Annotated in this window: 20 protein-coding genes; 12 read left to right on the top strand and 8 right to left on the bottom strand. The window is 72.7% G+C overall.

What is annotated here, in order from left to right:
* The first annotated feature begins 43 nt into the window (after positions 1-43).
* Positions 44-1,042, top strand: coding sequence for an aldo/keto reductase family protein (locus tag ACGFIW_RS31195; RefSeq protein ID WP_393323421.1), 999 nt, complete (start codon positions 44-46; stop codon positions 1,040-1,042).
* A gap of 78 nt (positions 1,043-1,120) precedes the next feature.
* On the opposite strand, the gene ACGFIW_RS31190 is transcribed toward ACGFIW_RS31195, so the two are convergent.
* A complete protein-coding gene (locus tag ACGFIW_RS31190; RefSeq protein WP_393323419.1) occupies positions 1,121-1,918 on the bottom strand; it encodes a site-2 protease family protein in 798 nt (265 codons plus the stop codon).
* Positions 1,918-2,118, bottom strand: coding sequence for a hypothetical protein (locus ACGFIW_RS31185; protein WP_196918986.1), 201 nt, complete (start codon positions 2,116-2,118; stop codon positions 1,918-1,920). The genes ACGFIW_RS31190 and ACGFIW_RS31185 overlap by 1 nt, the downstream gene beginning before the upstream one ends.
* A 291-nt stretch (positions 2,119-2,409) precedes the next feature.
* On the opposite strand from ACGFIW_RS31185, the gene ACGFIW_RS31180 reads away from it, so the two are divergent.
* The 3 genes from ACGFIW_RS31180 to ACGFIW_RS31170 all read left to right on the top strand — a co-directional run bounded on the left by ACGFIW_RS31180 (position 2,410) and on the right by ACGFIW_RS31170 (position 6,497).
* The gene (locus ACGFIW_RS31180; protein ID WP_393323416.1) at positions 2,410-4,377 is read left to right on the top strand and encodes a bifunctional adenosylcobinamide kinase/adenosylcobinamide-phosphate guanylyltransferase; all 1,968 of its coding nucleotides are present in this window, start codon (positions 2,410-2,412) and stop codon (positions 4,375-4,377) included.
* Entirely contained in the window at positions 4,367-5,140 is a 774-nt protein-coding gene (locus tag ACGFIW_RS31175; protein WP_393323413.1) for an adenosylcobinamide-GDP ribazoletransferase, read from the top strand. The genes ACGFIW_RS31180 and ACGFIW_RS31175 overlap by 11 nt, the downstream gene beginning before the upstream one ends.
* A 67-nt stretch (positions 5,141-5,207) precedes the next feature.
* Complete coding sequence (locus ACGFIW_RS31170; RefSeq protein WP_393323410.1) at positions 5,208-6,497, top strand: DUF2314 domain-containing protein; 1,290 nt, start codon at positions 5,208-5,210, stop codon at positions 6,495-6,497.
* A gap of 199 nt (positions 6,498-6,696) precedes the next feature.
* Here the strand turns inward: ACGFIW_RS31170 and gcvT are convergent, their stop codons facing one another.
* Positions 6,697-7,827: a glycine cleavage system aminomethyltransferase GcvT gene (gene gcvT, locus ACGFIW_RS31165; RefSeq protein WP_393323408.1), complete on the bottom strand. Its 1,131-nt coding sequence runs from the start codon at positions 7,825-7,827 to the stop codon at positions 6,697-6,699.
* A gap of 162 nt (positions 7,828-7,989) precedes the next feature.
* On the opposite strand from gcvT, the gene ACGFIW_RS31160 reads away from it, so the two are divergent.
* Positions 7,990-9,564, top strand: coding sequence for a leucyl aminopeptidase (locus ACGFIW_RS31160; protein WP_393323405.1), 1,575 nt, complete (start codon positions 7,990-7,992; stop codon positions 9,562-9,564).
* 71 nt (positions 9,565-9,635) lie between these two features.
* Here the strand turns inward: ACGFIW_RS31160 and ACGFIW_RS31155 are convergent, their stop codons facing one another.
* Positions 9,636-9,965 carry a hypothetical protein gene (locus ACGFIW_RS31155; protein ID WP_393323402.1) on the bottom strand — a complete coding sequence of 110 codons (330 nt, stop codon included), beginning with the start codon at positions 9,963-9,965 and terminating at the stop codon, positions 9,636-9,638.
* Positions 9,966-10,105: 140 nt separating this feature from the next.
* On the opposite strand from ACGFIW_RS31155, the gene lpdA reads away from it, so the two are divergent.
* The gene (gene lpdA, locus ACGFIW_RS31150; protein ID WP_393323400.1) at positions 10,106-11,536 is read left to right on the top strand and encodes a dihydrolipoyl dehydrogenase; all 1,431 of its coding nucleotides are present in this window, start codon (positions 10,106-10,108) and stop codon (positions 11,534-11,536) included.
* A 67-nt stretch (positions 11,537-11,603) separates the two neighbouring features.
* Positions 11,604-13,433, top strand: a complete 1,830-nt coding sequence (gene sucB, locus ACGFIW_RS31145; RefSeq protein WP_393323397.1) for a 2-oxoglutarate dehydrogenase, E2 component, dihydrolipoamide succinyltransferase — start codon at positions 11,604-11,606, stop codon at positions 13,431-13,433.
* A gap of 62 nt (positions 13,434-13,495) precedes the next feature.
* On the opposite strand, the gene ACGFIW_RS31140 is transcribed toward sucB, so the two are convergent.
* The gene (locus ACGFIW_RS31140) at positions 13,496-14,431 is read right to left on the bottom strand and encodes an SDR family NAD(P)-dependent oxidoreductase (protein WP_393323394.1); all 936 of its coding nucleotides are present in this window, start codon (positions 14,429-14,431) and stop codon (positions 13,496-13,498) included.
* Positions 14,432-14,642: 211 nt separating this feature from the next.
* Here ACGFIW_RS31140 and ACGFIW_RS31135 point away from each other — a divergent pair, with 211 nt between their 5' ends.
* Together ACGFIW_RS31135 and ACGFIW_RS31130 are read left to right on the top strand one after the other, a co-directional pair.
* A complete protein-coding gene (locus tag ACGFIW_RS31135; protein WP_393323391.1) occupies positions 14,643-15,980 on the top strand; it encodes a low temperature requirement protein A in 1,338 nt (445 codons plus the stop codon).
* Positions 15,981-16,070: 90 nt separating this feature from the next.
* Complete coding sequence (locus ACGFIW_RS31130; RefSeq protein ID WP_393323388.1) at positions 16,071-16,574, top strand: hemerythrin domain-containing protein; 504 nt, start codon at positions 16,071-16,073, stop codon at positions 16,572-16,574.
* A gap of 77 nt (positions 16,575-16,651) precedes the next feature.
* Here ACGFIW_RS31130 and ACGFIW_RS31125 read toward each other — a convergent pair whose 3' ends face one another.
* The gene (locus tag ACGFIW_RS31125; RefSeq protein WP_393323385.1) at positions 16,652-17,038 is read right to left on the bottom strand and encodes a MerR family transcriptional regulator; all 387 of its coding nucleotides are present in this window, start codon (positions 17,036-17,038) and stop codon (positions 16,652-16,654) included.
* A 56-nt stretch (positions 17,039-17,094) separates the two neighbouring features.
* Between ACGFIW_RS31125 and ACGFIW_RS31120 the strand changes: the two genes are divergently transcribed.
* The gene (locus ACGFIW_RS31120; RefSeq protein WP_393323382.1) at positions 17,095-18,093 is read left to right on the top strand and encodes an aldo/keto reductase; all 999 of its coding nucleotides are present in this window, start codon (positions 17,095-17,097) and stop codon (positions 18,091-18,093) included.
* 31 nt (positions 18,094-18,124) lie between these two features.
* Here ACGFIW_RS31120 and ACGFIW_RS31115 read toward each other — a convergent pair whose 3' ends face one another.
* The gene (locus tag ACGFIW_RS31115) at positions 18,125-18,976 is read right to left on the bottom strand and encodes an NmrA family NAD(P)-binding protein (protein ID WP_393323380.1); all 852 of its coding nucleotides are present in this window, start codon (positions 18,974-18,976) and stop codon (positions 18,125-18,127) included.
* Positions 18,977-19,288: 312 nt separating this feature from the next.
* Here ACGFIW_RS31115 and ACGFIW_RS31110 point away from each other — a divergent pair, with 312 nt between their 5' ends.
* On the top strand, positions 19,289-20,188 hold the full coding sequence (locus tag ACGFIW_RS31110; protein ID WP_393323377.1) for a TIGR01777 family oxidoreductase: 900 nt from the start codon (positions 19,289-19,291) through the stop codon (positions 20,186-20,188).
* A gap of 87 nt (positions 20,189-20,275) precedes the next feature.
* On the opposite strand, the gene ACGFIW_RS31105 is transcribed toward ACGFIW_RS31110, so the two are convergent.
* The gene (locus ACGFIW_RS31105) at positions 20,276-21,511 is read right to left on the bottom strand and encodes a PHB depolymerase family esterase (RefSeq protein ID WP_393323375.1); all 1,236 of its coding nucleotides are present in this window, start codon (positions 21,509-21,511) and stop codon (positions 20,276-20,278) included.
* A 225-nt stretch (positions 21,512-21,736) separates the two neighbouring features.
* Between ACGFIW_RS31105 and ACGFIW_RS31100 the strand changes: the two genes are divergently transcribed.
* Positions 21,737-23,569 carry a DUF2079 domain-containing protein gene (locus ACGFIW_RS31100; protein ID WP_393323372.1) on the top strand — a complete coding sequence of 611 codons (1,833 nt, stop codon included), beginning with the start codon at positions 21,737-21,739 and terminating at the stop codon, positions 23,567-23,569.
* Positions 23,570-23,737 lie beyond the last annotated feature (168 nt).

The raw sequence follows: 23,737 nt of genomic DNA, 5'->3' as shown, positions 1-23,737 counted from the left end.
TCTCCACTCGCCGCTGGTGATCCACTAGGGCTAGGGTCGGTACATGGAATTCCGACACCTGGGCCGTTCCGGCCTGATGGTCAGCGAGATCTCGTACGGCAACTGGATCACCCACGGTTCGCAGGTCGAGGAGGACGCGGCGTTCGCCTGCGTCCGGGCCGCGCTCGACGCGGGGATCACGACCTTCGACACCGCCGACGCGTACGCCGGCACGCAGGCCGAGGACGTGCTCGGCCGGGCGTTGCAGAACGAGCGTCGCGAGGGCGTGGAGATTTTCACCAAGGTCTACTGGCCGACCGGACCCAGCCGCAACAACCGCGGCCTGTCCCGCAAGCACATCATGGAGTCGATCAACGGCTCGCTGCGCCGGCTGCGCACCGACTACGTGGACCTCTACCAGGCCCACCGCTACGACAACAGCACCCCGCTGGAAGAGACGATGGAGGCGTTCGCCGACGTCGTGCACGCCGGCAAGGCGCACTACATCGGTGTCTCCGAGTGGACCGCCGCCCAGTTGCGCGCCGCCCACCCGCTCGCCCGGGAGCTGCACATCCCGTTGGTCTCCAACCAACCCCAGTATTCGATGCTCTGGCGGGTCATCGAGACCGAGGTCGTGCCGGCCAGCGAGGAATTGGGCATCGGGCAGATCGTCTGGTCGCCGATGGCGCAGGGCGTGCTCTCCGGCAAGTACCTGCCGGGCCAGCCGCCGCCGGCCGGTTCCCGTGCCACCGACGAGAAGTCGGGCAAGGGCTACATCTCCCGGTTCATGAACGACGACGTGCTGACCCGGGTCCAGCAGCTCAAGCCCCTCGCCGAGCAGGCCGGTCTCAGCATGGCCCAGCTCGCCGTGGCGTGGGTCCTACAGAACCCGAACGTCTCGTCGGCGATCATCGGCGCGTCCCGCCCCGAGCAGGTGCACGACAACGTCAAGGCGGCCGGGGTGAAGCTCGACGCCGACCTGCTCAAGGCCATCGACGACATCGTCGAGCCGATCGTCGAGCGGGACCCGGCGAAGACCGAGTCGCCCGCCCGGCGTCCCTGACACCGTTCCGGCCCGGCGGCGCGAGGGTTTCGCACCGACCGGGCCGGGGCCGGTCCACTCCGCCCTCGCCGGGGCGTGTCAGCCCTGCCAGAAGCGGATAAGCTCCAGGCCGGTGGCGTATAGCCACGAGGGCAGACCGAGCAGGTCGCCGATCGCGAAGACCGCGTCGAAGAACCAGCCGCCGATGCGCGGGTTCCACAACAGCGCGAAGAGCAGCAGGAAACCGTACGGGGCGAACAGGTCGTACATCTTGCGCCACTGCGGGTTGAGCCACGGCTGGATCATGTTGCCGCCGTCCAGGCCGGGCACCGGTAGCAGGTTCAGCACGCTCGCGGTGAGCTGCAGGAACGCGAGCAGCGCCACCCCCGCCCAGAACTCCACCGGCCCGCCCGACTGGGTGCCCAGCCGCACCGCCAGCACGAGCACCAGCGTGAACAGCACGTTCGTCGCCGGCCCGGCGAGGCTGACAAGTGTGTGCCGCAGTCGGCCCGGGATGGCGTGCCGGTCCACCCAGACCGCCCCGCCGGGCAGGCCGATGCCACCGAGCAGCACCACCGCCACCGGCAGCACGATCGACAGCAGCGGGTGGGTGTACTTCAACGGGTTGAGCGTCAGGTAGCCGCGGTGGGCGATGTCCCGGTCGCCGGCCCGGTAGGCCACCACCGCGTGGGCGTACTCGTGCAGGCACAGCGAGACCAGCCAGCCGGACACCACGAACAGGAACACGTCGAACCGGACGTTGCCGTAACCGTTCCACGCCAGCACCCCGCTGACCGCGAAGAGGGCGACCAGGCCGAGGAAGACCGGGCTGGGCCGAAACGCCGCCCTGGGTACGCCGAGGACCAGCCCGTCGGCTCCCGGCCGGTCGTAGGCCATCACTCGGCCGTGGGCAGCAGGCTCATCCGGTACTCCACCCGGTCGTCCTCGACGAGTGCGACCGAGGTGACGCCGGACGCCGCGAGCTCCCGCCAGGTCTGACCGATCCAGGATTCGGCGTCGGCCTGGCTGCTGAACGACTCCGCCGGTCCTTCGACCGTCTGGCCGTCCGTGCCCTCGTACCGCCAGCTCCACGCCATGCCGCGTCTCCCCTCGCCGCTGAAGTCCCCGTGGGACGAACCCTCGCCAGCGTAGTCGGCCCGAAGGACAACGGCCGCTCGCTCACCCCGCAGAACCCCAGCAAGATCAACCCTCGAACCACCCACCCCTTCCGCGATCTTGCACTTTCTGCCCGGATATAGAAGGCATTCCACGCATCTCGGCGACCGAAAGCGCAAGATCGGCGCGGCTGGAGGCGGGGCGGGCCTTCTCTCTTCGGGAGGGCCGGGGCGACGTGCCCGGACTCGGGCGAGGCGAACTAAGGTACGGGCATGTCCGTAGACGGGTGGAACACGGTCCTGGTGCTCGGCGGGATCCGGTCCGGCAAGTCCGAGTTCGCCGAGTCCCTGGTCACCGACGCGCCGGTGGTCCGCTACCTCGCCACCGCGCCCGAGGGCGACCCGGAGGACACCGAGTGGGCGACCCGACTGGCGGCGCACCGCGCCCGGCGACCGGGCAGCTGGACCACCGAGGAGACCACCGAGGACCCGCGTCGGCTGGCCGACGTGCTCGCCTCCGCCGAGCCCAACGAGACGCTGCTCGTCGACGACCTCGGCGGCTGGGTGACGGTGCTGCTCGACCCGGCTCACCAGCCGGCCGACGACGTGGCGACGATCGACGAGCTGGCCGACGCGATCCGCACCTGCTCGGCCCGGGTGGTGCTGGTGAGCCCCGAGGTGGGGCTGTCACTGGTCCCGACCACCCCGCTGGGTCGGGCGTTCACCGACGCGCTGGGCGCGGCCAACCGCGCGGTCGCCGACGCCTGCGACGCGGTGGCCCTGGTGGTCGCCGGCCAGCCGGTGTGGCTCAAGCCGGCCCCCAGCACGACCGCCCCGGCGGCACCCGCCAACGCGACGGGGCTGGCCTCCCCCGGCAGCGCCACCCCGGCCGTCCCCGGCAGCGCCACCACCACGGCCGCCGCCGGCAGCGCCACCCCGGCCGCCGGCAGCGCGAGCGAGCCGTCCGCCGGCAGCCTGGCCGACGCCGAGCCCACCCCCGAGGTGCAGCTACCCGACGTGCTGACCCACACGCCGCCGGTCGTTCCGGCCCAGGAGCCCGGCAACCCCTGGGCCGCCCCGACCATGGCGCTGCCGATGGTGGCCACCGGGCTGGTCATCCAGCCGGGCATGGAACTACCGATGCCCGACGAGTTCGCGGGCCCGCAGGCGGTGGACCGACTGGCCACGCTGGACGTGCCGGGCGCCGGGCTGGGCGTCCTGGACCGGGTGGTCGGCTTCGCCGCCACCACCCAGGGCACCCCCACCCCCCGGGCCTGGAGCTCGGTGCGGGTGTTGCTGCTGCACGGCGACCACGCCGGCGGGGCGTCGGCCGGCACCGTCGCCGGTGAGTCGGCGCGCCGGGCCGCGCAGGCCCGCGCCGGCCGGGGCGCGTTGGCGCGACTCGCCGCCGAGAGTGGTGCCAGCCTGCAGGTGGTGGACACTCCCACCGCCGCGCCGATGGAGGACCAACCGGCGCTCTCGCCCGATCAGGTGGAGTCGGCGCTGCGCTACGGCTGGCGGCTCGCCGAGCAGGCCGCCGACGCCGGCGTACAACTGCTGGCGCTGGGGGCGTGCGGCGCCGGCACCGAGGCGGCGGCCGCGGCGGTGCTCGCCGCGACCGCGGGCGCGGAGCCGCCCGCCGTGCTGGGCCGGGTGATCACCGACGCCGGCGAGATCGACGACGCGGCGTGGATGATCCGCTGCGCGGCGGTCCGCGACGCGCTGCACCGCACCCACCGCTCGCCGCGCGGCGCCAAGGACATCCTGGCCGAGCTGGGCGGCGGCGACGTGGCGGTGGCCACCGGCGTGCTGCTCGGCGCCACCGCCCGTCGGGTGCCGGTGCTGCTCGACGGGCCGGTGGGGGTGGCCGCCGGCATGATCAGCCGCGACCTGGCCGGGCAGGCCCGGCACTGGTGCCTACTCGCCGACCACGGCGGTCACCCGTCGGTGCGGCTCGCGGCCGACGTGCTCGGCCTCACCCCGCTGCTCGACCTGCGGATGGATCTCGGCGAGGGCGCGAACGCGCTTGTCGCGCTCCCGCTGCTGCGCTCGGTGCTCGCGCTGGCCGCCGCGCTGCCGGTCCACCCGTCGCTCGGGGGCGACGAGGAGCCCGGCCCGGCCCCCGACGACCCGGAGTCGGCCTACGCCGAGCCCGACTTCGCCGAGCCGGAGCCGGCCGGTCCGGGTCCGGCCAGCACCGGGGCGGACGAGCAACCGGCGTCGGGCTGGCGTGCCGGCTGAGTCGCGGTTCCTCGCGGGAACCCGGCTGGCGGTCACCACGTTCACCACGCTGCCGGTGCGGGCCGGGCGGATCGACCGCCCGGTCGCCGGCACCGCGATGGCACTCGCCCCGGCGCTCGGCGCGCTGCTCGGCGTCCCGCTGGCCGGTGTGCTGCTGCTGGCCGGCGCGTTCGCTCCCCCGCTGGTGGCGGCGGGTGTGACGGTCGGCGCGGCCGCGCTGCTCACCCGCGGGCTGCACCTGGACGGGCTGGCCGACACCGTGGACGCGCTCGGCTCGTACCGGCGGGGGGCCGCCGCCCTGGAGATCATGAAGAAGCCGGACGTCGGTCCCTTCGGGGTCGTCGCCCTGGTGGTCGTACTCCTGGTGCAGGCGGCGGCGCTCGCCGACCTGGCGGGGCGGTCCGGGCTGGCCTGTCTCGCGGCGGTGGTCGCGGCGACCGCCGCCGGGCGGTTCGGCGTCACGCTGGCCTGCCGGCGGGGAGTGCCGGCGGCCCGACCGGACGGGCTCGGCGCGCTGGTGGCCGGCACGGTCGGCCCGGTGGCGGTGGCCGTCGGCGCGGTCGCCGTCGCGCTGCTGGCGGTGCCCGCGGTGCCGGGCCGCCCGTGGCAGGGGCCGCTGGCCGTCGCCACCGCGCTCGCCGTCGCACTCGCGCTGCTGACCCACGTGGTACGCCGGCTCGGCGGGATCACCGGCGACGTGCTCGGCGCGACCGTCGAGGTGGTCACCACGCTGGTCTACCTGGGTGTGGTGCTGTCCGCCTGAACCGGGCGCGGCGGGCCGGGTAGCGTTCGGCTCGACAGCACCGGCACGGCCACCGGGGGAAACAAGCATGCTCATCACGGACGACTTCCTGCCCGTACCGGTGCCGGAGTCGCTCAGCGCGACCTACCTGGTGCCGATGGCGGGGCTGCCGAAGGTCAGCGCGAAGACCGCGGTGGCGGCCCTGACCGGCCGGCTGGCCGAGCCGGTGCACGGGCTGGCCCGCCAGATGTTGGACAGCCCGCTGATGAGCGTCGACACCCGGCCGATCGCCGACTTCCCCGAGCTGCCGCCGGACCTGCTCACCGCGTTCGGCGCCACCGAGGAGCAGTTGGCCCGGCTGGCCGCGGCGAGCCACCTGGTGGTCGTGCAGGCCGAATACCGGCCCGGTTGGCCTCCCGCGCACGAGTGGGCGGCCCGCGCGGTCGCGGCCGCCGTGGCGGAGTCCGTCGACAGCGACGTGGTGGACGTCTTCGGCCTCCAGTTCCTCGACCCGGCGACCGCGCTGCGTTCGCTCCCCGACGAGCAGGGCCGCGTCCGACTTGTCGACTGGGTGCTGGTGCCGTATTCGTCGGACACGGAGGGGCTGTGGTTCACCACCAAGGGGCTGCGCCGCTTCGGGCTGCTCGAGTTGCAGACCCAGGGGGTGCCCGACCACCTCACCCGTGCCTGGGGCGCGGTGATGACCGGGGCGGCCCGTCGACTGCTGCGGGACTGGACCGACGGGCTCACCGGTGAGGAAGTGCCGGCGTTCGTGCAGTTGCCGGTGCTGGCCACGGTCACCGGGCACGACATCGCGGTGGCGTACGGCAATCCGGAGCAGCACGGCGCGACGGCCCCGGTGCTGCTGCGCCTGGAGCTGGACCCGGCGACCGACCCGGAGGCCGACTCGTTCCTGAGCCTGCGCCCACCGGCCGGCCACCCGGGCCCGGACGGGCGCTACTACGCCGCCGCCTGCGCGACCCTGTTCTCCGGGATCCAGCCGGACGTGCGCTACGCCCGCTCCGGTGACGCGATGAGCCGGGCGGTCGCCACCGCGCGGGCGGCGCTGGGTGACGCGCGGGCCCGCTTCGTCGCCGGCCAGCTACCCGCCGAGTCGCAGCTCGTGGTCAAGTACGGCCTGCCCGGCGACGACGGCCCGGAGTACGTCTGGGCGGGCGTCACCTCGTGGGAGGCCGCGGAGCGGATCGTCGGCGTGAGCGCCAGCGACGCCAACACCGACCCGAGTGTGCGCATCGGCGCCCCGGTGGTGGTGGAGGCGACCGACGTGGTCGACTGGGCGGTCCTGGACGCGACAGGCGTCATCGAAGGCGGCTGGACCCAAGCAGTCCTAGATTCCGGCGAACCCCCCACCCCCTAACCCCACCCACCCCACCCCCACCCCCACCCCACCCCCACCCCACCCCACCCCACCCCACCCCGGTTGATCATGAGGTTGACGGGACTATTGATCTCCATTTGGCCCGTCAACCTCATGATCAACGCGGGGAGCGGGCGGGGTGGGGCGGGGAGCGGGCGGGGGCGGGCGGGAGCGGGCGGGAGCGGGGGTGGGGGTGGGGTTACTTGACTGAGGGGGTTACGAAGGGGGGTTTTGCCAGCTTTAGGGGGGCTCGGCGGCCTCGGATGTCGATCTCCACCTGGTCGCCGTCCGCGAGGTTGGCGTTGGTGTCCAGCAGGGCCAGGGCGATGCCCTGCTTGCGGGACGGCGAGAAGGTGCCGCTTGTCACCTCGCCGACCTGCTCGTCGCCGACGTGCAGGGTCATGCCGGGGCGGGGGATGGCCCGGTCGACGGCCACCAGGCCGCGCAGCGTACGCCGGGGGCCGGCGGCCTTCTCGGCGAGCAGCGCGTCGCGGCCCCAGAAGGCCGGCTTGTCCCAACCGACGGCCCAGCCCGAGCGGGCCTGGACCGGGGTGATGTCCACCGAGAGGTCCTGCCCGTGCAGTGGGTAGCCCATCTCGGTGCGCAGGGTGTCCCGGGCGGCCAGGCCGCAGGCGCGCAGCTCGAACGCCTCCCCGGCGGCGAACAACGCGTCCCAGACGGTCACCGCGTGCTCCGCCGGCACCACCAGCTCGTATCCCAGCTCGCCCGTGTACCCGGTACGGCAGACGGTCAGCTCCACCCCGGCCAGGTTCGCCGCGGAGAAGCTCATGTAGCCGTGTTCGGTGGGCAGGCCGAGGGTGGTCAGCAACTCGGCCGAGCGGGGGCCCTGCACGGCCAGCACGGCGTACCCGTCGTGCTCGTCGGTGACGGTGACCTGCGCGGGCGCGGCGGCGCGCAACCGGCGCACCACCTCGGCGGTGTTCGCGGCGTTCGGGATGAGGAACACGTGGTCGTCGGCGTACAGGTAGGCGATGATGTCGTCCACCACGCCACCGGTGGCGTCGTCGCAGCAGAGCGTGTACTGCGCCCGGCCCGGCCCGATCCGGCCGAGGTCGTTGCTGAGGCAGGAGTTGACGAACTCGGCCGCGCCGGGGCCGCTGACCCGGGCCTTGCCGAGGTGCGACACGTCGAAGACCCCGACCGCGGTCCGTACCGCGGTGTGCTCCTTGAGCACCCCGCCGCCGGCGTACTCCAGCGGCATCTCCCAGCCCCCGAAGGGGGCGAACTTGGCGCCGGCGGCGGTGTGCCGCTCGTGCAGCGGGGAACGACGCAGCCGGGTCGCGGCGGCGTCGGAGGTCACGTCGGTCATGGGTGGCAACTTACCGGGGGCCAGGTCGCTGGTTAGCATCGGCGGGAGCCCGCTGGCGCTGTCGGCGGGACAACCATGACGTTCGGCGGGTACGTTCCGCCGAAGACCTTCACCGCTGGTACGCGACGCCGCGACCGGCCCGGCCCGCCCGGAGTAGCTTCAGTGACATCGCCCCGCACCACCAACCTGAGCCTGGTCGACACCGATCCGGCCGAGCTCGCCGTCGACGCGATCGTGATCGGCGTGCACAGCCAGACCGGAGAGCAGGGCGCCACCAGCGGCCTCGCCGGCACCCTGCTGCTCGCCAGCGGCGCGGAGAGCATCGCCGCAGCGTTCGACGGAAAGCTGACCGAGACGCTGGCGCTGCTCGGCGCGACCGGCGGGCCGGGTGAGGTCGTCAAGCTGGCCACGCTGGGCACCGTGACCGCCCCGCTGGTCGCCGCGGTCGGGCTCGGCCCGGAGCCGTCGGGTGCCGCCCCGGCCCCGGAGACGCTGCGCCGGGCCGCCGGTTCGGCGATCCGGGCCCTGGCGGGCGCGCCCAGGGTCGCACTGGCGATGCCGCTGCCGGACGACGCGGACGCGTCGGCCGAGCTGCGCGCGGTCGCGGAGGGTGCGCTGCTCGGCGGGTACCGGTTCGCCGGCTACAAGACGCGCCCGCAGCCGACCCGGCGGGAGCCGGTGACCGAGGTGCTCATCGCGGTGCCGGACGCCGGTGACGCGGGCGCCCAGGCGGAGATCACCCGGGCGCAGGTGGTGGCGAACGCGGTCCGGCTCACCCGGGACTGGGTGAACACCGCTCCGAACGAGCTGCGTCCGCCGTCGTTCGCCGACGCGGTCGCCGGTGCCGCCCGGGAGGCGGGCCTCGGCGTCGAGGTGCTGGACGAGGCGGCGCTGGCCGCCGGCGGTTACGGCGGCATCGTCGCGGTCGGTCAGGGCTCGGAGGCCCCGCCCCGGCTGGTGAAGCTCACCTACACGCCGCAGGACGGCGGCAACGGCAAGCGGGTCGCGCTGGTCGGCAAGGGGATCACCTTCGACACCGGCGGCATCTCGATCAAGCCGGCGCAGGGCATGTGGGAGATGAAGTCCGACATGGGCGGCGCGGCCGCGGTGGGTGCGGCCATGCTGGCGATCGCCGCGTTGAAGCCGGCGGTGGCGGTCAGCGCCTACCTGCCGATGGCGGAGAACATGCCGTCGGGCACCAGCTACCGGCCGGGTGACGTGATCACCATGTACAACGGCAAGCGGGTCGAGGTGCTCAACACCGACGCCGAGGGCCGGATGGTCCTGGGCGACGCCATGGCCCGTGCCTGCGCGGACGGCACCGACTACCTGTTCGAGACCTCCACCCTGACCGGTGGCCAGGTGGTCGCGCTGGGCAAGCGGGTGGCCGGCGTGATGGGCACCCCGGAGCTGTGCGAGCGGGTCCAGGTGGCCGGCGACGCGGTCGGCGAGCCCGCCTGGCCGATGCCGCTGCCCGACGACGTGCGCAAGGGCATGGAGTCCGACGTGGCGGACATCTCGCAGGTCAACGCCGGGATGGACCGGGCGGGCCACATGCTGCAGGGCGGCGTGTTCCTGCGGGAGTTCGTGACCGACGACGTGGCCTGGGCGCACATCGACATCGCCGGCCCGAGTTACCACTCGGGCGAGCCGACCGGCTACTGGACCAAGGGCGGCACCGGCGTCCCGGTCCGCATGCTGGTGCAGCTCGTCGAGGACATCGCCGCCAACGGCTGACGGAGTTCCGGGAAGGGCCGCCTGCCGACGCGGGCGGCCCTTCCACACGTCTCAGTCCCGCCCGGGCGGCGTTAGTCCCGCTCGGGGCGGCGTTTGCGCCGTTCGTTGAAGTCGCGCATCCGCTGCGGGTAGCCCATCAGCCGGACGTCGTACACCGGGATGCCCATCCGGTACGCGAAGCGCCGCGCGCCGTCCGGGCCGTCGATGCGCCGCCGGGTCCACTCCCCGTCGTCGGCGATCAGGATGACAGTGGTCTCGGTCACCGTCGTGCGCGGCTCGATGAACGCCTCGACGCCACGCCGGCTCCGGACGAAGTTCTCCAGATGGTCCAGGTCGCCGCGATCGGCGGCACGATCGCGGCTCGCCACAGCCGCCTGTTTGCGGCGTCGGAACAACCCCACCGGACGTCTCCCCCACCGTGCGTCATCGACAACGGTGCCAAGGGTACGTGTCGATGACGTGTCGTTGGGCACCTCGGTACGCACCCTGTGCCCGGTGGTGACAAGATGACCGAGGTGGGGTGTGTCTGTGTTACACCCCCGTGACCCCCCATTGCAGCGACGCGACCTGGGAGTTGGACGTGAGCGAGCCGAACGAAGCGACCTTCGACATCGTCATCCTCGGAGGTGGCAGCGGCGGTTACGCGGCGGCGCTGCGCGCCGCCCAGCTGGACCTGAAGGTCGCGCTGATCGAGAAGGGCAAGCTCGGCGGGACCTGCCTGCACAACGGCTGCATCCCGACGAAGGCGCTGCTGCACGCCGCCGAGATCGCCGACCAGGCCCGCGAGTCGGAGCAGTTCGGTGTGAAGGCCGAGCTGATCGGCATCGACATGGCCGGGGTCAACTCGTACAAGGACGGTGTGATCTCCCGTCTGTACAAGGGCCTGCAGGGTCTGGTGGGCAGCTCGAAGAACATCACCTTCGTGGCGGGCGCGGGCAAGCTGGTCGGCAAGAACGTCGTCGAGGTCGACGGCAAGCGCTACACCGGCCGCAACATCGTCCTGGCCTCCGGCTCGTACGCCAAGAGCCTCCCCGGCCTGGAGGTCGACGGCGAGCGGATCATCACCAGTGACCACGCGCTCATCATGGACCGGGTGCCGTCGTCGGTGATCGTGCTCGGTGGCGGCGTGATCGGCGTCGAGTTCGCCAGCGTGTGGAAGTCCTTCGGCGTGGACGTGACGATCGTCGAGGCGCTGCCCCGGCTGGTCGCCGCCGAGGACGAGGAGTCGTCGAAGGCGCTGGAGCGGGCGTTCCGCAAGCGGAAGATCAACTTCAAGGTCGGCAAGCCGTTCGAGAAGGTCGAGAAGACCGAGAACGGCGTCAAGCTGACCATCTCCGGCGGCGAGACCGTCGAGGCGGAGCTGCTGCTGGTCGCCGTGGGTCGCGGCCCGAACACCGCCAACCTCGGGTACGAGGAGCAGGGCGTCAAGATGGACCGCGGCTACGTGCTGACCGACGAGCGGCTGCGCACCAGCGTGCCGAACGTCTACGCCGTCGGCGACATCGTGCCCGGCCTCCAGCTCGCCCACCGGGGCTTCCAGCAGGGCATCTTCGTCGCCGAGGAGATCGCCGGGCAGACCCCGGCCGTCATCGACGAGGTCGGCATCCCGCGGGTCACCTACTGCGACCCGGAGCTGGCGTCGGTCGGCCTGACCGAGGCGAAGGCCAAGGAGCAGTACGGCGCCGACAAGGTCAAGACGTACAACTACAACCTGGGTGGCAACGGCAAGAGCCAGATCCTCAAGACCACCGGCTTCGTGAAGCTGGTCCGGGTCGAGGACGGCCCCGTCGTCGGCGTCCACATGGTCGGCGCCCGGGTGGGTGAGCTGATCGGTGAGGCGCAGCTCATCTACAACTGGGAGGCGTACCCGGCCGAGGTCGCCCAGCTCGTGCACGCCCACCCGACCCAAAACGAGGCCCTGGGCGAGGCGCACCTGGCCCTCGCCGGCAAGCCGCTGCACGCGCACGCCTGATCATCCACAACCGCGGCGTCCGGCGACGGGCGAAGATCCCACCAGGGGAATGAAGGAGTCTCAGAAAATGCCGGTATCGGTCACCATGCCCCGGCTCGGCGAGAGCGTCACCGAGGGCACCGTCACGCGCTGGCTCAAGCAGGAGGGCGACACGGTCGAGGTCGACGAGCCCCTGCTCGAGGTCTCCACCGACAAGGTCGACACCGAGATCCCGTCGCCCGCGGCGGGCGTGCTGAGCCGGATCGTGGTCGGCGAGGACGAGACCGCCGAGGTCGGCAGCGAGCTGGCGGTCATCGCCGGTGAGGGCGAGTCGACCGGCGGTGGCGAGGCCGCCCCGCAGGAGCAGGCCCCGGCCGAGTCGGTCGAGCCGGTCACCGAGCCGACGGCCGCCGCCGAGGGCACCGCCGACGAGGTGGCCCAGGACGAGGCCCCGGCCGAGGCTCCGGCTCCGGCCGCCGCCTCCTCGGGCTCGGGCGAGGGCACCGCGGTGAAGATGCCGGCCCTGGGTGAGAGCGTCACCGAGGGTACGGTGACGCGCTGGCTCAAGCAGGTCGGCGAGACCATCGAGGTCGACGAGCCGCTGCTGGAGGTCTCCACCGACAAGGTGGACACCGAGATCCCCTCGCCGGTCGCCGGCACCGTCCTGGAGATCAAGGTCGCCGAGGACGAGACCGCGGCGGTCGGCGCCGACCTGGCCATCATCGGCGTTGCCGGTGCGGCCCCCACCCAGGCGAAGCCCGAGCCGAAGCCGGAGGCGTCGACTCCGAAGGCCGCGCCGAAGCAGGAGCAGAAGGTCGACGAGCCCACGCCGGGCACGTCGTACAACGAGCCGGCCGCGGAGACCGAGAGCTCGGCGCAGCCGGCGAAGACCGAGCAGGCCGCGCAGCCGGCAGCGGCGACCTCGGCACCGTCGCGTCCGTCCGCCCCGGCGCCGGGTGCCGGCGCGGAGGCCGCCGGGTACGTGACCCCGCTGGTCCGCAAGCTGGCCAGTGAGCACAGCGTCGACCTGTCCACGCTCAACGGCACCGGCGTGGGTGGCCGGATCCGCAAGCAGGACGTCCTGGACGCGGCCGAGAAGGCGAAGGCCGCCAAGGCCGCCCCCGCCGCCGCACCGGCCGCCGCGCCGTCGGCGGCCCCGGCCACGCCGGCCGCCAAGCCGCAGCCGAGCGGTAAGCGGGGCACCACCGAGAAGTTGACCCGGACCCGCAAGGCGATCGCCAAGCGGATGCACGAGTCGCTGCACGAGATGGCGCAGCTCACCACGGTCATCGAGGTGGACGTCACGCGGGTCGCCAAGCTGCGGGCGCAGGCGAAGGACTCGTTCCAGCAGCGGCACGGTGTGAAGCTGTCCTTCCTGCCGTTCTTCGCTCTGGCCGCCGTCGAGGCGCTGCAGACGTACCCGATCGTCAACGCCCGGATGGACCTGGCCGAGGGCACGATCAGCTACCCGAACGCGGAGCACCTCGGCATCGCCGTGGACACCGAGCGGGGCCTCGTCGTGCCGGTCATCCACAACGCCGGTGACCTCAACCTGGGCGGCATCGCCAAGCGGGTGGCCGACCTGGCCGAGCGGACCCGGATCAACAAGATCAGCCCGGACGAGATCGCCGGGGCGACCTTCACGCTGACCAACACCGGCAGCCGGGGCGCGCTCTTCGACACGCCGATCGTGCCGACGCCGCAGTCGGCGATGCTCGGCACGGGTGCCGTGGTCAAGCGGCCGGTCGTGGTCAACGACCCGGATCTGGGCGAGGTCGTCGCGGTCCGGTCGATGGTCTACCTGGCCATGTCCTACGACCACCGGCTGATCGACGGCGCCGACGCGGTCCGTTTCCTGGTCGCGATCAAGGAGCGGCTGGAGGCCGGCAACTTCGAGGCGGAGCTGGGCCTGTCCTGATCCCGCCCCACGCGCGAAGGGCGCCCCGGTCGTCGACCGGGGCGCCCTTTCGTCTGCGTCGCTCAGCTCTTCAGCAGGTCCGTCGAGACCTTCCAGAGCCGCTCGGCGGCCTCCGGGTCCAGCGCGTACGCCGCGACGCCCGTGCGCCCGCCGGGCTGGGCGGGGGCGGCTTCCTGACAGTCCTCGAAGTAGCGCCCACCCACACCGTCGAGCAGTGGTGACGCGGCGACCAGCACCGACGTGGCGGCGCCCTGTTCGACTGTCTTCCACGCCGCCGCGTTGCCCGCCCGGATCCGGTCGAGTTCCTCCTCGCTGACGTAGCGTTGGAGGTTGGTCTGGATCGCGCCGGGCATCAGCGAGTTGGCCAGGACGCCGTCGTCGGCCCAGCGGCGGCTCGCCTCCACGGCGAAGAGCACGTTTGCCGTCTTCGACTGCCCGTACGCCTGCCACGGCTCGTACTCCCGGCGCTCGTACTGGATGTCCTCGAAGACCACCGGCGAGCGCAGGTGGGCGGCGGAGCTGACCGAGACGATCCGGGCCCCGTCGCCGGCGGCGAGTGCCGGTCGCAGCCCGGTGGCGAGCGCGAAGTGCCCCAGGTGGTTGGTGGCGAACTGCATCTCCCAGCCCTGCGCGGTGCGCATCTCCGGGGAGGCCATGATGCCTGCGTTGTTGACCAGGATGTGCAGGGGGCCGTCCCAGTTCGCCACGAAGTCGGCGATCGAGCCCTGGTCGGCGAGGTCGAGCGGCGCGACCATGACCCGGTCGTTGCCGGTGGTGGCGGTGATGTCGTCGGCGGCACGCTGCCCGGCGTCGGTGTTGCGGACGGCCAGGGTGACCTCGGCGCCGGCGCTGGCCAGGGCCCGGGCGGTCTCCACGCCGATGCCGGACGACCCGCCGGTGACGATCGCCCGCCGCCGGACGAGGTCCACGCCCCGGATCACGTCCATGGCCGTGGAGTGATGGGTGAACGAGGTGGTGATCGGGTTGTTCGTCGTCATGATCCATCCTTGTCCAGGGTGGGTCGGACCGACCGGCCCGCTGCCGGAGGCCGTTGGCGGCCGGACTCGGCCTCCGCGCCGACCGGCCGCGCTCCGGACCGAACGAGGACCGGTCCCGGCGGTTTCCCGCCCCGGGCCGGAGGTAACGCTCGACCGCACCGCCATCGCCGTTCGAGCCTTCGAGCAGGCCAGACGCTGCCAGAGTGGGACCGTGGGCAGCTACCGGCGGGGTGGGCAACTGGGCCCTGCCGTCCCGATCGCCCCCGGTGCCCGGGTGGACAAGTTCGAGGTCTTCTTCGACCTGGTCTTCGTCTTCTCGTTCTTCATCATCACCCGGGCGACCGCCGCGAACATCTCCGGGCGACAGTTGCTGCACGCCAGTCTGGTGCTCGCCGTGCTCTGGTGGATCTGGGTGGTGCACAGCCTGGTCGCCACCCGGGTCCGGCTCGGCGAGGGCTACGTGCCGGTGCTCATGGTGATCGCCATGGTGGCCCTGTTCGCGTTCGCGCTGGCGCTGCCGCAGGCGTTCAGCGACCCGAAGGGCGGCGCCGGAGGCCCGATGCTGGTGGCCGTCAGCTACGTCGTGGTCCGGGCCGTGCACATGTACCTGTATCAGCACGTGGTGCGGGACAGCCCGCAGGAGCGGCGGCAACTGCGGCGGTTCGCCCCGGAGCTGGCGGTGAGCATCGTGCTGCTGCTGGCCGCCGCGCTGATCCCGCCGCAGATCACCGACCCGGACCGGGCGGCCATCGTCCGCGACGGGCTGTGGATCGCGGTGGTGGTGGTGCAGTACGCCACCGGCTTCATCGTCGGCACCTGGGGTTGGGGGGTGACAAGCGCCGAACACTGGACCGAGCGCTACGACCTCATCCTGATCATCGCGCTGGGCGAGTCGATCATCTCCACGGGTGTGGGCGGCAACCTGCTCGGCAAGCCGGTCACCTGGCCGGCGGTGGTGGCCGCCGCGCTCGGCATCGTGGTCACGGCCGCCCTCTGGTGGGCGCACTTCGACTTCGTCGGGCCGGCCGCCCGGATCGCCCTGCACTCGTCCGAGGGCAGCCCGCGGGTGGCGATGGCCCGCGACGCGTACGCGTACCTCTACCTGCCGATGATCGCGGGGGTGATCCTCTTCTCGATCGGCAACGAGCGGATCCTGCACGAGATCACCGACCCGGCCGGCGGGATCGCCGAGCGGGTCAAGGGCCCGGCCGTGCCGATGCTGTTCGGCGGGTTGATCTGCTACTTCGCCGTCAACCTGCTGTTTCAGCTCCGGACGCTGCACACCCTCACCTGGACCCGCGTCGGCGTCATCGTGGTGCTGACGGCCGCCCTGCCGGTCGGCCAACACCTGCCGGCACTGGGCACGCTCACCCTCGCGACAGTGATCTGCGTGGGGCTGGTGGCCGTGGAGGTGCTGGTGATGTCGGACTCCCGGCACGCGCTCCGGGCCGCCGTCTTCCAGGAGCGCACCAGCCACGAGGCCCACGAGGCGGCCTGGCGCGCCCGCTGGCACGACGTCCGCGAGACCGACGAGCCGACCACCCCGTGACCGCAGGTGTAGAGTCCGGCGCAGCGTCGCGGTGCACCCGGCTCGAAGGCCGCCGTGGGCATGGAGGCGCGGGGACAGCATGGGACGAACGTGCACCCGAGCAACTCACCGGCCGGCCGACTTGCCGCCGTCGGCAATCAGATGATCGAGATCCACCTCTGGCTCAGCGCGGAACTGGCCCGGCTCCGGGCCGGCCTCGACACCCCGGGCGACGCGCGGGCGTCGCGGGACCTGCGGGCGCACTGCCTGACCTTCTGCGCCGCACTCGGCCGACACCACACGGGTGAGGACACGGGTGCGTTCCGGCTGCTCGCCGACCAGGTCCCCGAGCTGCGTCCGGTCATCGCGAACCTGATCACCGACCACGAGGTGGTGGCCGGGATCCTGGAACGGGTCGAGGCGCTGCTCGCCGGCGACCCGGGAATGCCGCTCGCCCAGGTGCGCGCCGAGCTGGACGGGCTGGCCGCACTGCTGGAGTCGCACTTCCGCTACGAGGAGAAACGGCTGGTCAGCGCGCTGAACGCGCTCACCGGCCGACCTGGGACGACCGAGGAACTCCTCGGCCTGGCCGCATCGCCGACGGACGGCGGCTGACGGTCGGGCCGCTGCTTTCCCGGGGAGCCGCCTCCAGGCTCACTTCGCGAGCTTGAACGTCTGGAGCACCGGGTCCGTCACGACGAGCCATTCCGTTGGTCGGGCCCGGACTGCCGCTCGTAGAAGCGGATCTTCTCCCGCAGGTGGTCGTACTGGCGCTGGAGCAGGCGCATCTGCTCCTCCACCCGCACCGCGTGGTGGCGCAGCAGGTCGCGCCGCTCGTCAGCGGTGTGCTCGCCCTCCCGGGCCAGCTGCGCGTAGCGGCGCATCTGCGCGATCGGCATCCCGGTGTCGCGCAGGCAGCGGAACAGCACCAGCCAGCCGAGGTCGTCGTCGGTGAAGACCCGCTGCCCACCCGCCGTCCGCTCCACGTCGGCGAGCAGCCCGATCTTCTCGTAGTACCGCAGGGTGTCCAGGCTGAAGCCACTGCGGCGGGCGGCCTCCGCGGGGGCGTAACCGTTCATGCTCCGCGATGGTAGTGCTTGACCTGGAGTGCGCTCCAGGGTGGAGGCTGGTGACCATGACGACGACACGGACGCTGGGACGCAGCGGCATCACGGTGAGCGCCATCGGAATGGGGTGCTGGGCGATCGGCGGGCCGCTCTGGGGCGACGACGCGCAACCGTTCGGCTGGGGCGAGGTGGACGACGACGAGTCGATCCGCACCATCCACCGGGCGCTCGATCTCGGGGTGACCCTGTTCGACACGGCCAGCAACTACGGTGCCGGGCACAGCGAGCGGATCCTCGGTCGGGCCCTGGCCGGCCGACGGGACAGCGCGGTGATCGCCACCAAGTTCGGCAACGTCAGCGAGGAGGCGACCCGGCGGGCGCTCGGCACCGACGCCAGCCCCGCCTTCGCGGTCCGCAGCCTGGAAGACTCACTGCGCCGGCTCGGCACCGACCACGTCGACCTGTACCAACTGCACATCGCCGAGCTGCCGGTGCCCGCCGCGCTCGACCTGGTCGACACCCTGGAGGGCCTCGTCGACCAGGGCAAGATCCGGGCGTACGGCTGGAGCACCGACAACCCCGCCTCGGCGGAGGCGTTCGCGGCGGCCGGCCGGCACTGCGCCGCGATCCAGCACGACGAGTCGGTGCTGCGCGACAACGCGGCGGTGCTGGCGGTCTGTGACACCCACGACCTGGCCAGCCTCAACCGTGGGCCGTTGGCGATGGGGCTGCTCACCGGCTCGACCCGGGCGGTCGGGGCGGACGATGTGCGCGGGCGCGCCCCGGAGTGGTTGGAGTGGTTCACCGACGGCCGGCCGACGCCGCGCTGGGCGGACCGGGTCGAGCAGGTCCGCGCGGCGCTCACGGCGGACGGGCGCACCCTCGCGCAGGGCGCGCTCGGCTGGCTGCTGGCACGCAGCCCCCGTACCGTCCCGATCCCCGGGCTGCGCACGGTGGCGCAGGCCGAGGAGAACCTGGCCACCCTGGCGCTCGGCCCGCTGAGCGCCGAGGCGTACGCCGAGGTGGAGCGACTGCTCGCCGACCTGCGCCCGACGCACGCGGCCTGACCGCCGCGGCGGCCCGTCGCCCCGGGCACCGTCACCGGAAGTCGTCCGCGTGCTCCGCGGCCCACTGCCGGAACGTGCGCCCGGGGCGTCCGGTCACCCGCTCGACGTCCGGGGCGACCCAGCCGCTGCCGTCGGGATAGCGCCCCATCTCCAGGAACCACTCGATCACCTCGGTCGGGTAGTGGTCCTTCCAGTGCTCGCGTGCCTGCTCCGGGCTCAGCTCGTCGAAGCGCACCGGGCGGCCGATCGCCTCGCCGATCATCCGGACGGCGTCGCGGCGGCGGACCGGCTCCGGCCCGGTGGGCTGGTAGACGCGGCCGGCGTGGCCGTCCTCGGTCAGCGCGGCCACGATGACCGCGGCGATGTCCGCCTCGTGGACCAGTGCGCTGTTCCAGTCCCCGAACGGCGCCCGCACCACCCCCTCGGTGCGGATGCCGGCCGCCCACTCGCGGGTGTTCGCCATGAACTCGCCGGGGAAGACGTGCGTCCACTCCAGGCCCGAGGTCTCGACGGCCCGGTGCAGGGGTCGGTGGGGTGCCTCGATCGGGTCGTCGTCGGCCCGGCTCGGATCGTTGTGGCCCAGATGGGTGACCCGGCGGACGCCGGCCCGCCGGGCCAGTTCCAGGATCTCCGCGCCGGTGGTCAGCGGCCCGTACCCGTCCATCGCGACCAGGTGCATGCGCGTCACGCCGCGCAGCGCCGCGACCAGAGTGTGGGGCCTGGCGAAGTCCCCTGCCACCACCTCCACCCCGGCGGGCAGCGCGGTGGCCGCCGGCGAGGCGGGATCGCGGGTCAGTGCGCGTACGTCGTGGCCGGCGGCCACCAGTTGCCGGACCACGTTGCCTCCGACCGTCCCGGTCGCTCCGGTCACCAGAATCGGCATGGTTCCTCCTCAGGGTCGCCCGGCGGCAGGCGCGGCGAGCCAACCCCGCCATTCCGGGGTGCGCTCTCGGATTGGCTCATGGTCGGTCAGAGCGGTGCCGGAAGCAATCGCGAACAGCGCATTCACGTTTGCGCTGACCTGCGGAAACACGCTGACCGCGAAGGTGCGCGGCACGCCTTTTTCGGCGGCTGGAACGCCTCTTGACCTGCGCTTTCCACGCGGGTCGTCGTGCCGGCGCAGGTTTTTTGCCGGAACACCCCCGGTCGCCGGCCCCACGCATCCGGCAGTGGCGTTCTGGACGAAGATGGGGGTATGCGCATCCTCCTGGCCGGCGCGTCCGGCTTCCTCGGCACTCGGCTGGCCGAACGGCTCACGGCGGACGGGCACCAGATCACCAGGCTGGTCCGTCGGTCGCCGCGCGACTCGCGGGAGCGGCGGTGGGACCCCGCCGCCGGGCAGCTCGACCCGGCCGTGGTCGCCGAGGCGGACGCGGTGGTCAACCTGGCCGGCGCGGGCGTCGGCGACAAGCGCTGGGACGACGACTACCGGCGGCTGATCCGCACCAGCCGGGTGGACAGCACCACCACGCTCGCGACCACCATCGCCGGGCTCCCGGCCGCGGACCGGCCCCGGGTGCTGCTCAACTCCTCGGCCGTGGGTTGGTACGGCAACACCGGCGACCGGGCCGTGGAGGAGGACGCGCCGGCCGGCGAGGGCTTCCTGGCCGACGTCTGCCGGGTGTGGGAGGCCGCGACCCGACCGGCCGAGGACGCCGGGGTACGGGTGGTGCGGTTGCGCACCGGCCTGCCGCTGCACCGGGACGGCGGGCTGCTCAAGCCGCAGTTACTGCCGTTCAGGCTGGGCATCGCCGGGCGGTTGGGCAGCGGCCGGCAGTGGCTGCCGTGGATCTCGATGGCCGACTGGCTGGACGCGACCCGTTTCCTGCTGGACCACGACGAGATCGCCGGCCCGGTGAACGTGGTGGGCCCGAATCCGGTGACGAACGCCGAGTTCACCCGCGAGCTGGCCCGGCAGTTGCACCGTCCGGCGGTCATCCCGATCCCCGCACTGGCGCTCAAGGTGGCCCTGGGCGGCTTCGCCCACGAGGCCCTGACCAGCACGAGGGTCCTCCCCGGAGTCCTGGCCCAGGCCGCCTACCCGTACCAGCACCCCACCCTCCCGACAGCCCTCCATTCCGCCCTAACCCCCTGACACGACCTTGTTGATCACGAGGTTCGCGTCATCCTGGGGCCGGAATCTGACGCGCACCTCTTGATCAACAGGCAAGGGTGGGGGCGGTCAGCAGCCGATCACCCAGTAGGCGGGGGCGGTTTGCTTGAGGGTGCTGGTGTAGAAGGTGTTGTAGAGGCCCATGCGCTGGTTGGAGCCGTTGGCGTAGGCGTAGCCGCCGGACTGGTAGGCCCGGCCCGCCGCCACGTGCGCGTAGTTGCTGGCCGTCACGCAGGTGGGGGGCGCGGTCAGGGTGGGGGTCGGAGCGGCCGTCTGGCCAGGGGTCGGGGTCGGGGTGGCCGTCGGGGTCGGGGTTGGGGTGGTGCCGCCGCCGTTCAGGCCGAAGAAGAGCGCGTCGCGGTAGGTCGAACAGATGGTGTCGAGGAAGTACGCCCCGGCGGTGCCGCACTGGTCGGCCCCGGAACCCGGGTCGACCGGAGTGCCGTGGCCCATGCCGGAGACCCGGTAGAGGCGCACCTCGTCGTTGCCGTACACCTCCAGGCTGGTGTTGGCGGGCAGGGACGAGGTGCTGGTCGGGGTCTGCGAGATGCCGCGCACGTTTGTCCACTGGTCGCGGGACTCGGTGCCGTTGAGCGGGGCGACCGTCGGGTCCGAGGTGCCGTGCCAGATGGCCACGCGGGGCCGCGGGCCGGCATAGCCGGAGTACGCGCCCCGGACCAGGTCGCCCCAGGCGGCCGGGGTCCGGTCCGAGCCCGGGTTCATGCAGCTGAAGGCGTTGACCATGCTGGTGGCGCAGCGGTACGGGATGCCCGCGATGATCGATCCGGCGGCGAAGACGTCCGGGTAGGCGGCGAGCATGACCGCGCTCATCGCCCCACCCGCGGACAGACCGCTGACGAAGACGCGGGAGCCGTCCACCCCGAAGTTCGCCTTGGCGTGGTCGACCATCTGCTTGATGGACAGCGCCTCGCCCTGGCCCCGGGCGGTGTCGCCGGCCTCGAAGAAGTTGAAGCAGGAGTTGGCGTTGTTGCCGGAGGGCTGTTGGGCGACGAGCAGGGAGAACTTCCACTGGTCGGCGTACTTCTGCCAACCGGAACCGGCGAGGTATCCGGAGGCGGTCTGCGTGCAGCCGTGCAACAGCACCACGGCCGGGGAGTTGGCCGGCAGGTTGTCCGGCCGGTAGGCGTACATGGCGAGGTTGCCCGGGTTGGAGCCGAACCCGGTGACCTGGGTGAGGGTGGCGGCCTGGGCGGGTGCGGCGATGGCGACCGCGCCGGCTGCGGCGAGGACGAGCCCGACGCCCGCGCCGATCAGCCGGGTGAGGAGGGACGAGGAGCGGCGCACGGCGGCCTCCTGAGGGGGCGAACTGTGAACTGGGTCACGGTCGAATTGCCGTGACGTTACGACGATGTGTCGCCGCCCTGACATGGGGCGCACTCACACATTCACGGTCGCCGAGGTGTACGCCGAACCGTCGACACGAGTCCTCCCCAGCCTCACGCGACAACAACGGTCCCCTCCTCGCAGGTCTGACCGGCCGGTCCAGGTCCGGTTGGTAACGTCCGCTGCGTGCCGTCCTCCCCGTCGCTGGCCACCGGGCCCGCACCCGCGTCACCGCCGCGCGTCGTCCGGGACCGCCGGGCCGACCTGATCGTCGTGCTGGTGGCGCTCGCGCTCGCCGTCTGGGTGACAAGTGGGCTGTGGCGGGACCCGAACGTCCGCACCATCACCGTCAACTCCAGCGACCAGGCGCTCTTCGAGTGGCTGTTGGCCTTCGGCGGCCACGCGGTCACCCATGGGGACAACCCGCTCTTCACGTACCTGATCAACGTGCCGGACGGCGTGAACCTCGCGGTCAACACCTCGATCACGGTGTACGCGGTGGTCTTCGCCCCGCTCACGTACCTGATCGGGCCGCCGGCCACGTTCCTGGTGATCCTCACCCTGAACCTGTTCGCCACGGCACTGGCCTGGTACTGGCTGCTCTCCCGGCACCTGGTCCGCGGTCGGCTGGCCGCCGGGGTGGGTGGCCTGTTCATCGCCTACTCCCCCGGCATGGTCTCGCATGCCAACGCCCACCTGAACTGGACCGCCGGCTGGCTGGTGCCGCTGCTGATCTGGCGTCTGTTCGCGCTGCGCCGCCCCGGGCACTGGCTGCGCGACGGGGTGATCCTCGGCGTGCTGGTCGCGGTGGCCTTCTCGATCGCCGCCGAAGGGCTCTTCTTCGCCGCCCTGGCACTCGGGGTGTTCGTCGCCGTCTGGGCACTGCACCCGGTCAACCGGGCCGAGGCCCGTGCCGTGCTGCCCACCTTCCTGCGCGGGCTCGGGGCGACCGCGGTGGTGGCCGGCGCGCTGCTGTCGTACCCGCTGTGGCTGCACTTCGCCGGGCCGCAACGGTTCCACGGCACCGGCTTCGACCCGGTGATCCACTCCGAGGACATCGCCGCGTTCGCCGCGTTCCCGCGGCGTTCGCTGGCCGGCGAGGCAGGGCTGGGCACCTCGCTGGCACCGAACCCGACCGAGGAGAACTCGTTCTTCGGCGTTCCGCTGCTGGTGCTCACCGTGGTCTGCTTCGTCGCGCTCTGGCGGTGGGCCGACGCGGGCCGCCGGGCCACCCTCTGGGCGCTGGGCGTCCTCGCGCTGATCTTCGCGGTGCTCTCCTTCGGGCCGGTCGCCAAGGTCGACGGGCGACGCACCGACCTGCCCATGCCGTTCGACCTGCTCGGACAACTGCCGGTGGTGAACGCCGCGCTGCCGGCCCGGCTGGCGCTGGTGGTGGCGCCGGTGATCGGGCTGCTGCTGGCGTACGCGGTCGACCACCTGCGCGCCGCACCACCCCGGCACCGCTCCACGGAGTTGGCCTGGCTGATCGGGTTCGCGGTGGCCCTGGTGCCGCTGCTGCCCACCCCGCTGCTGACCGACGAGCGGGAGCCCATTCCGCGGTTCATCATCTCGGGCACCTGGCGGGACTACGTCTCACCGGACGGGGTGCTCACGCCGGTGCCGTTGACGGTGGACATCTACCCGGACGGTCAACGCTGGCAGGCGTACGCGCTGTCGCACCGGCAGGGCGAGTTCGAGATCCCCGGCGGCTTCTTCCTCGGCCCCGGCGGGCCGGACGGGCGCGGCCGGATCGGCCCGGTGCCCCGCACCCTGAGCGCGTTGATGGACCAGGCCGGCCGGACCGGGCTGGTGCCCATCGTCACCGACGGAACGATCCGGGAGGTCCAGTCGGACCTGCGGCACTGGCGGATCGAGACGGTGGTGCTCGCCGACCAGGTGCACGGCGCGAAGTTCGAGGTCGACGAGGAGGCGCTGCTTCGTACCGGCACCGCCCTGTTCGGCGAGCCGCAGCGGGTCGACGACGTCTGGCTCTGGCGCATCCCGGCGGCGGACCGGTAGCCGCGCCGGGAACGCGGGACCGGCTCGCGCCCGAGCGTCCCGCTGCCGGCCCGCGATGCCGCGCCCACCAACCGGGGCCGTCGTCCGCCGCCCGCGCCGTCGCCGCCCGACCGACCCGGCGTCGGGGGCGCGCGTCGGTGCGGCGGAGCCACCGGTGAGGCGGCTCAC

Source organism: Micromonospora sp. NPDC048935, from assembly GCF_043197875.1.
Classification (GTDB): Bacteria; Actinomycetota; Actinomycetes; order Mycobacteriales; family Micromonosporaceae; genus Micromonospora.
This window is presented reverse-complemented; position numbering and strand designations above follow the sequence as displayed.

What these genes read in the sequence shown, in the direction of transcription:
- ACGFIW_RS31185 (WP_196918986.1), bottom strand. Translation starts at nt 2,118, where the DNA reads ATGGCGTGGAGCTGGCGGTACGAGGGCACGGACGGCCAGACGGTCGAA.
- ACGFIW_RS31125 (WP_393323385.1), bottom strand. Translation starts at nt 17,038, where the DNA reads ATGAACGGTTACGCCCCCGCGGAGGCCGCCCGCCGCAGTGGCTTCAGC.
- ACGFIW_RS31140 (WP_393323394.1), bottom strand. Translation starts at nt 14,431, where the DNA reads ATGACGACGAACAACCCGATCACCACCTCGTTCACCCATCACTCCACG.
- ACGFIW_RS31110 (WP_393323377.1), top strand. Translation starts at nt 19,289, where the DNA reads ATGCGCATCCTCCTGGCCGGCGCGTCCGGCTTCCTCGGCACTCGGCTG.
- gcvT (WP_393323408.1), bottom strand. Translation starts at nt 7,827, where the DNA reads ATGACCGACGTGACCTCCGACGCCGCCGCGACCCGGCTGCGTCGTTCC.
- ACGFIW_RS31115 (WP_393323380.1), bottom strand. Translation starts at nt 18,976, where the DNA reads ATGCCGATTCTGGTGACCGGAGCGACCGGGACGGTCGGAGGCAACGTG.
- ACGFIW_RS31180 (WP_393323416.1), top strand. Translation starts at nt 2,410, where the DNA reads ATGTCCGTAGACGGGTGGAACACGGTCCTGGTGCTCGGCGGGATCCGG.
- ACGFIW_RS31170 (WP_393323410.1), top strand. Translation starts at nt 5,208, where the DNA reads ATGCTCATCACGGACGACTTCCTGCCCGTACCGGTGCCGGAGTCGCTC.
- ACGFIW_RS31190 (WP_393323419.1), bottom strand. Translation starts at nt 1,918, where the DNA reads ATGGCCTACGACCGGCCGGGAGCCGACGGGCTGGTCCTCGGCGTACCC.
- sucB (WP_393323397.1), top strand. Translation starts at nt 11,604, where the DNA reads ATGCCGGTATCGGTCACCATGCCCCGGCTCGGCGAGAGCGTCACCGAG.
- ACGFIW_RS31195 (WP_393323421.1), top strand. Translation starts at nt 44, where the DNA reads ATGGAATTCCGACACCTGGGCCGTTCCGGCCTGATGGTCAGCGAGATC.
- ACGFIW_RS31120 (WP_393323382.1), top strand. Translation starts at nt 17,095, where the DNA reads ATGACGACGACACGGACGCTGGGACGCAGCGGCATCACGGTGAGCGCC.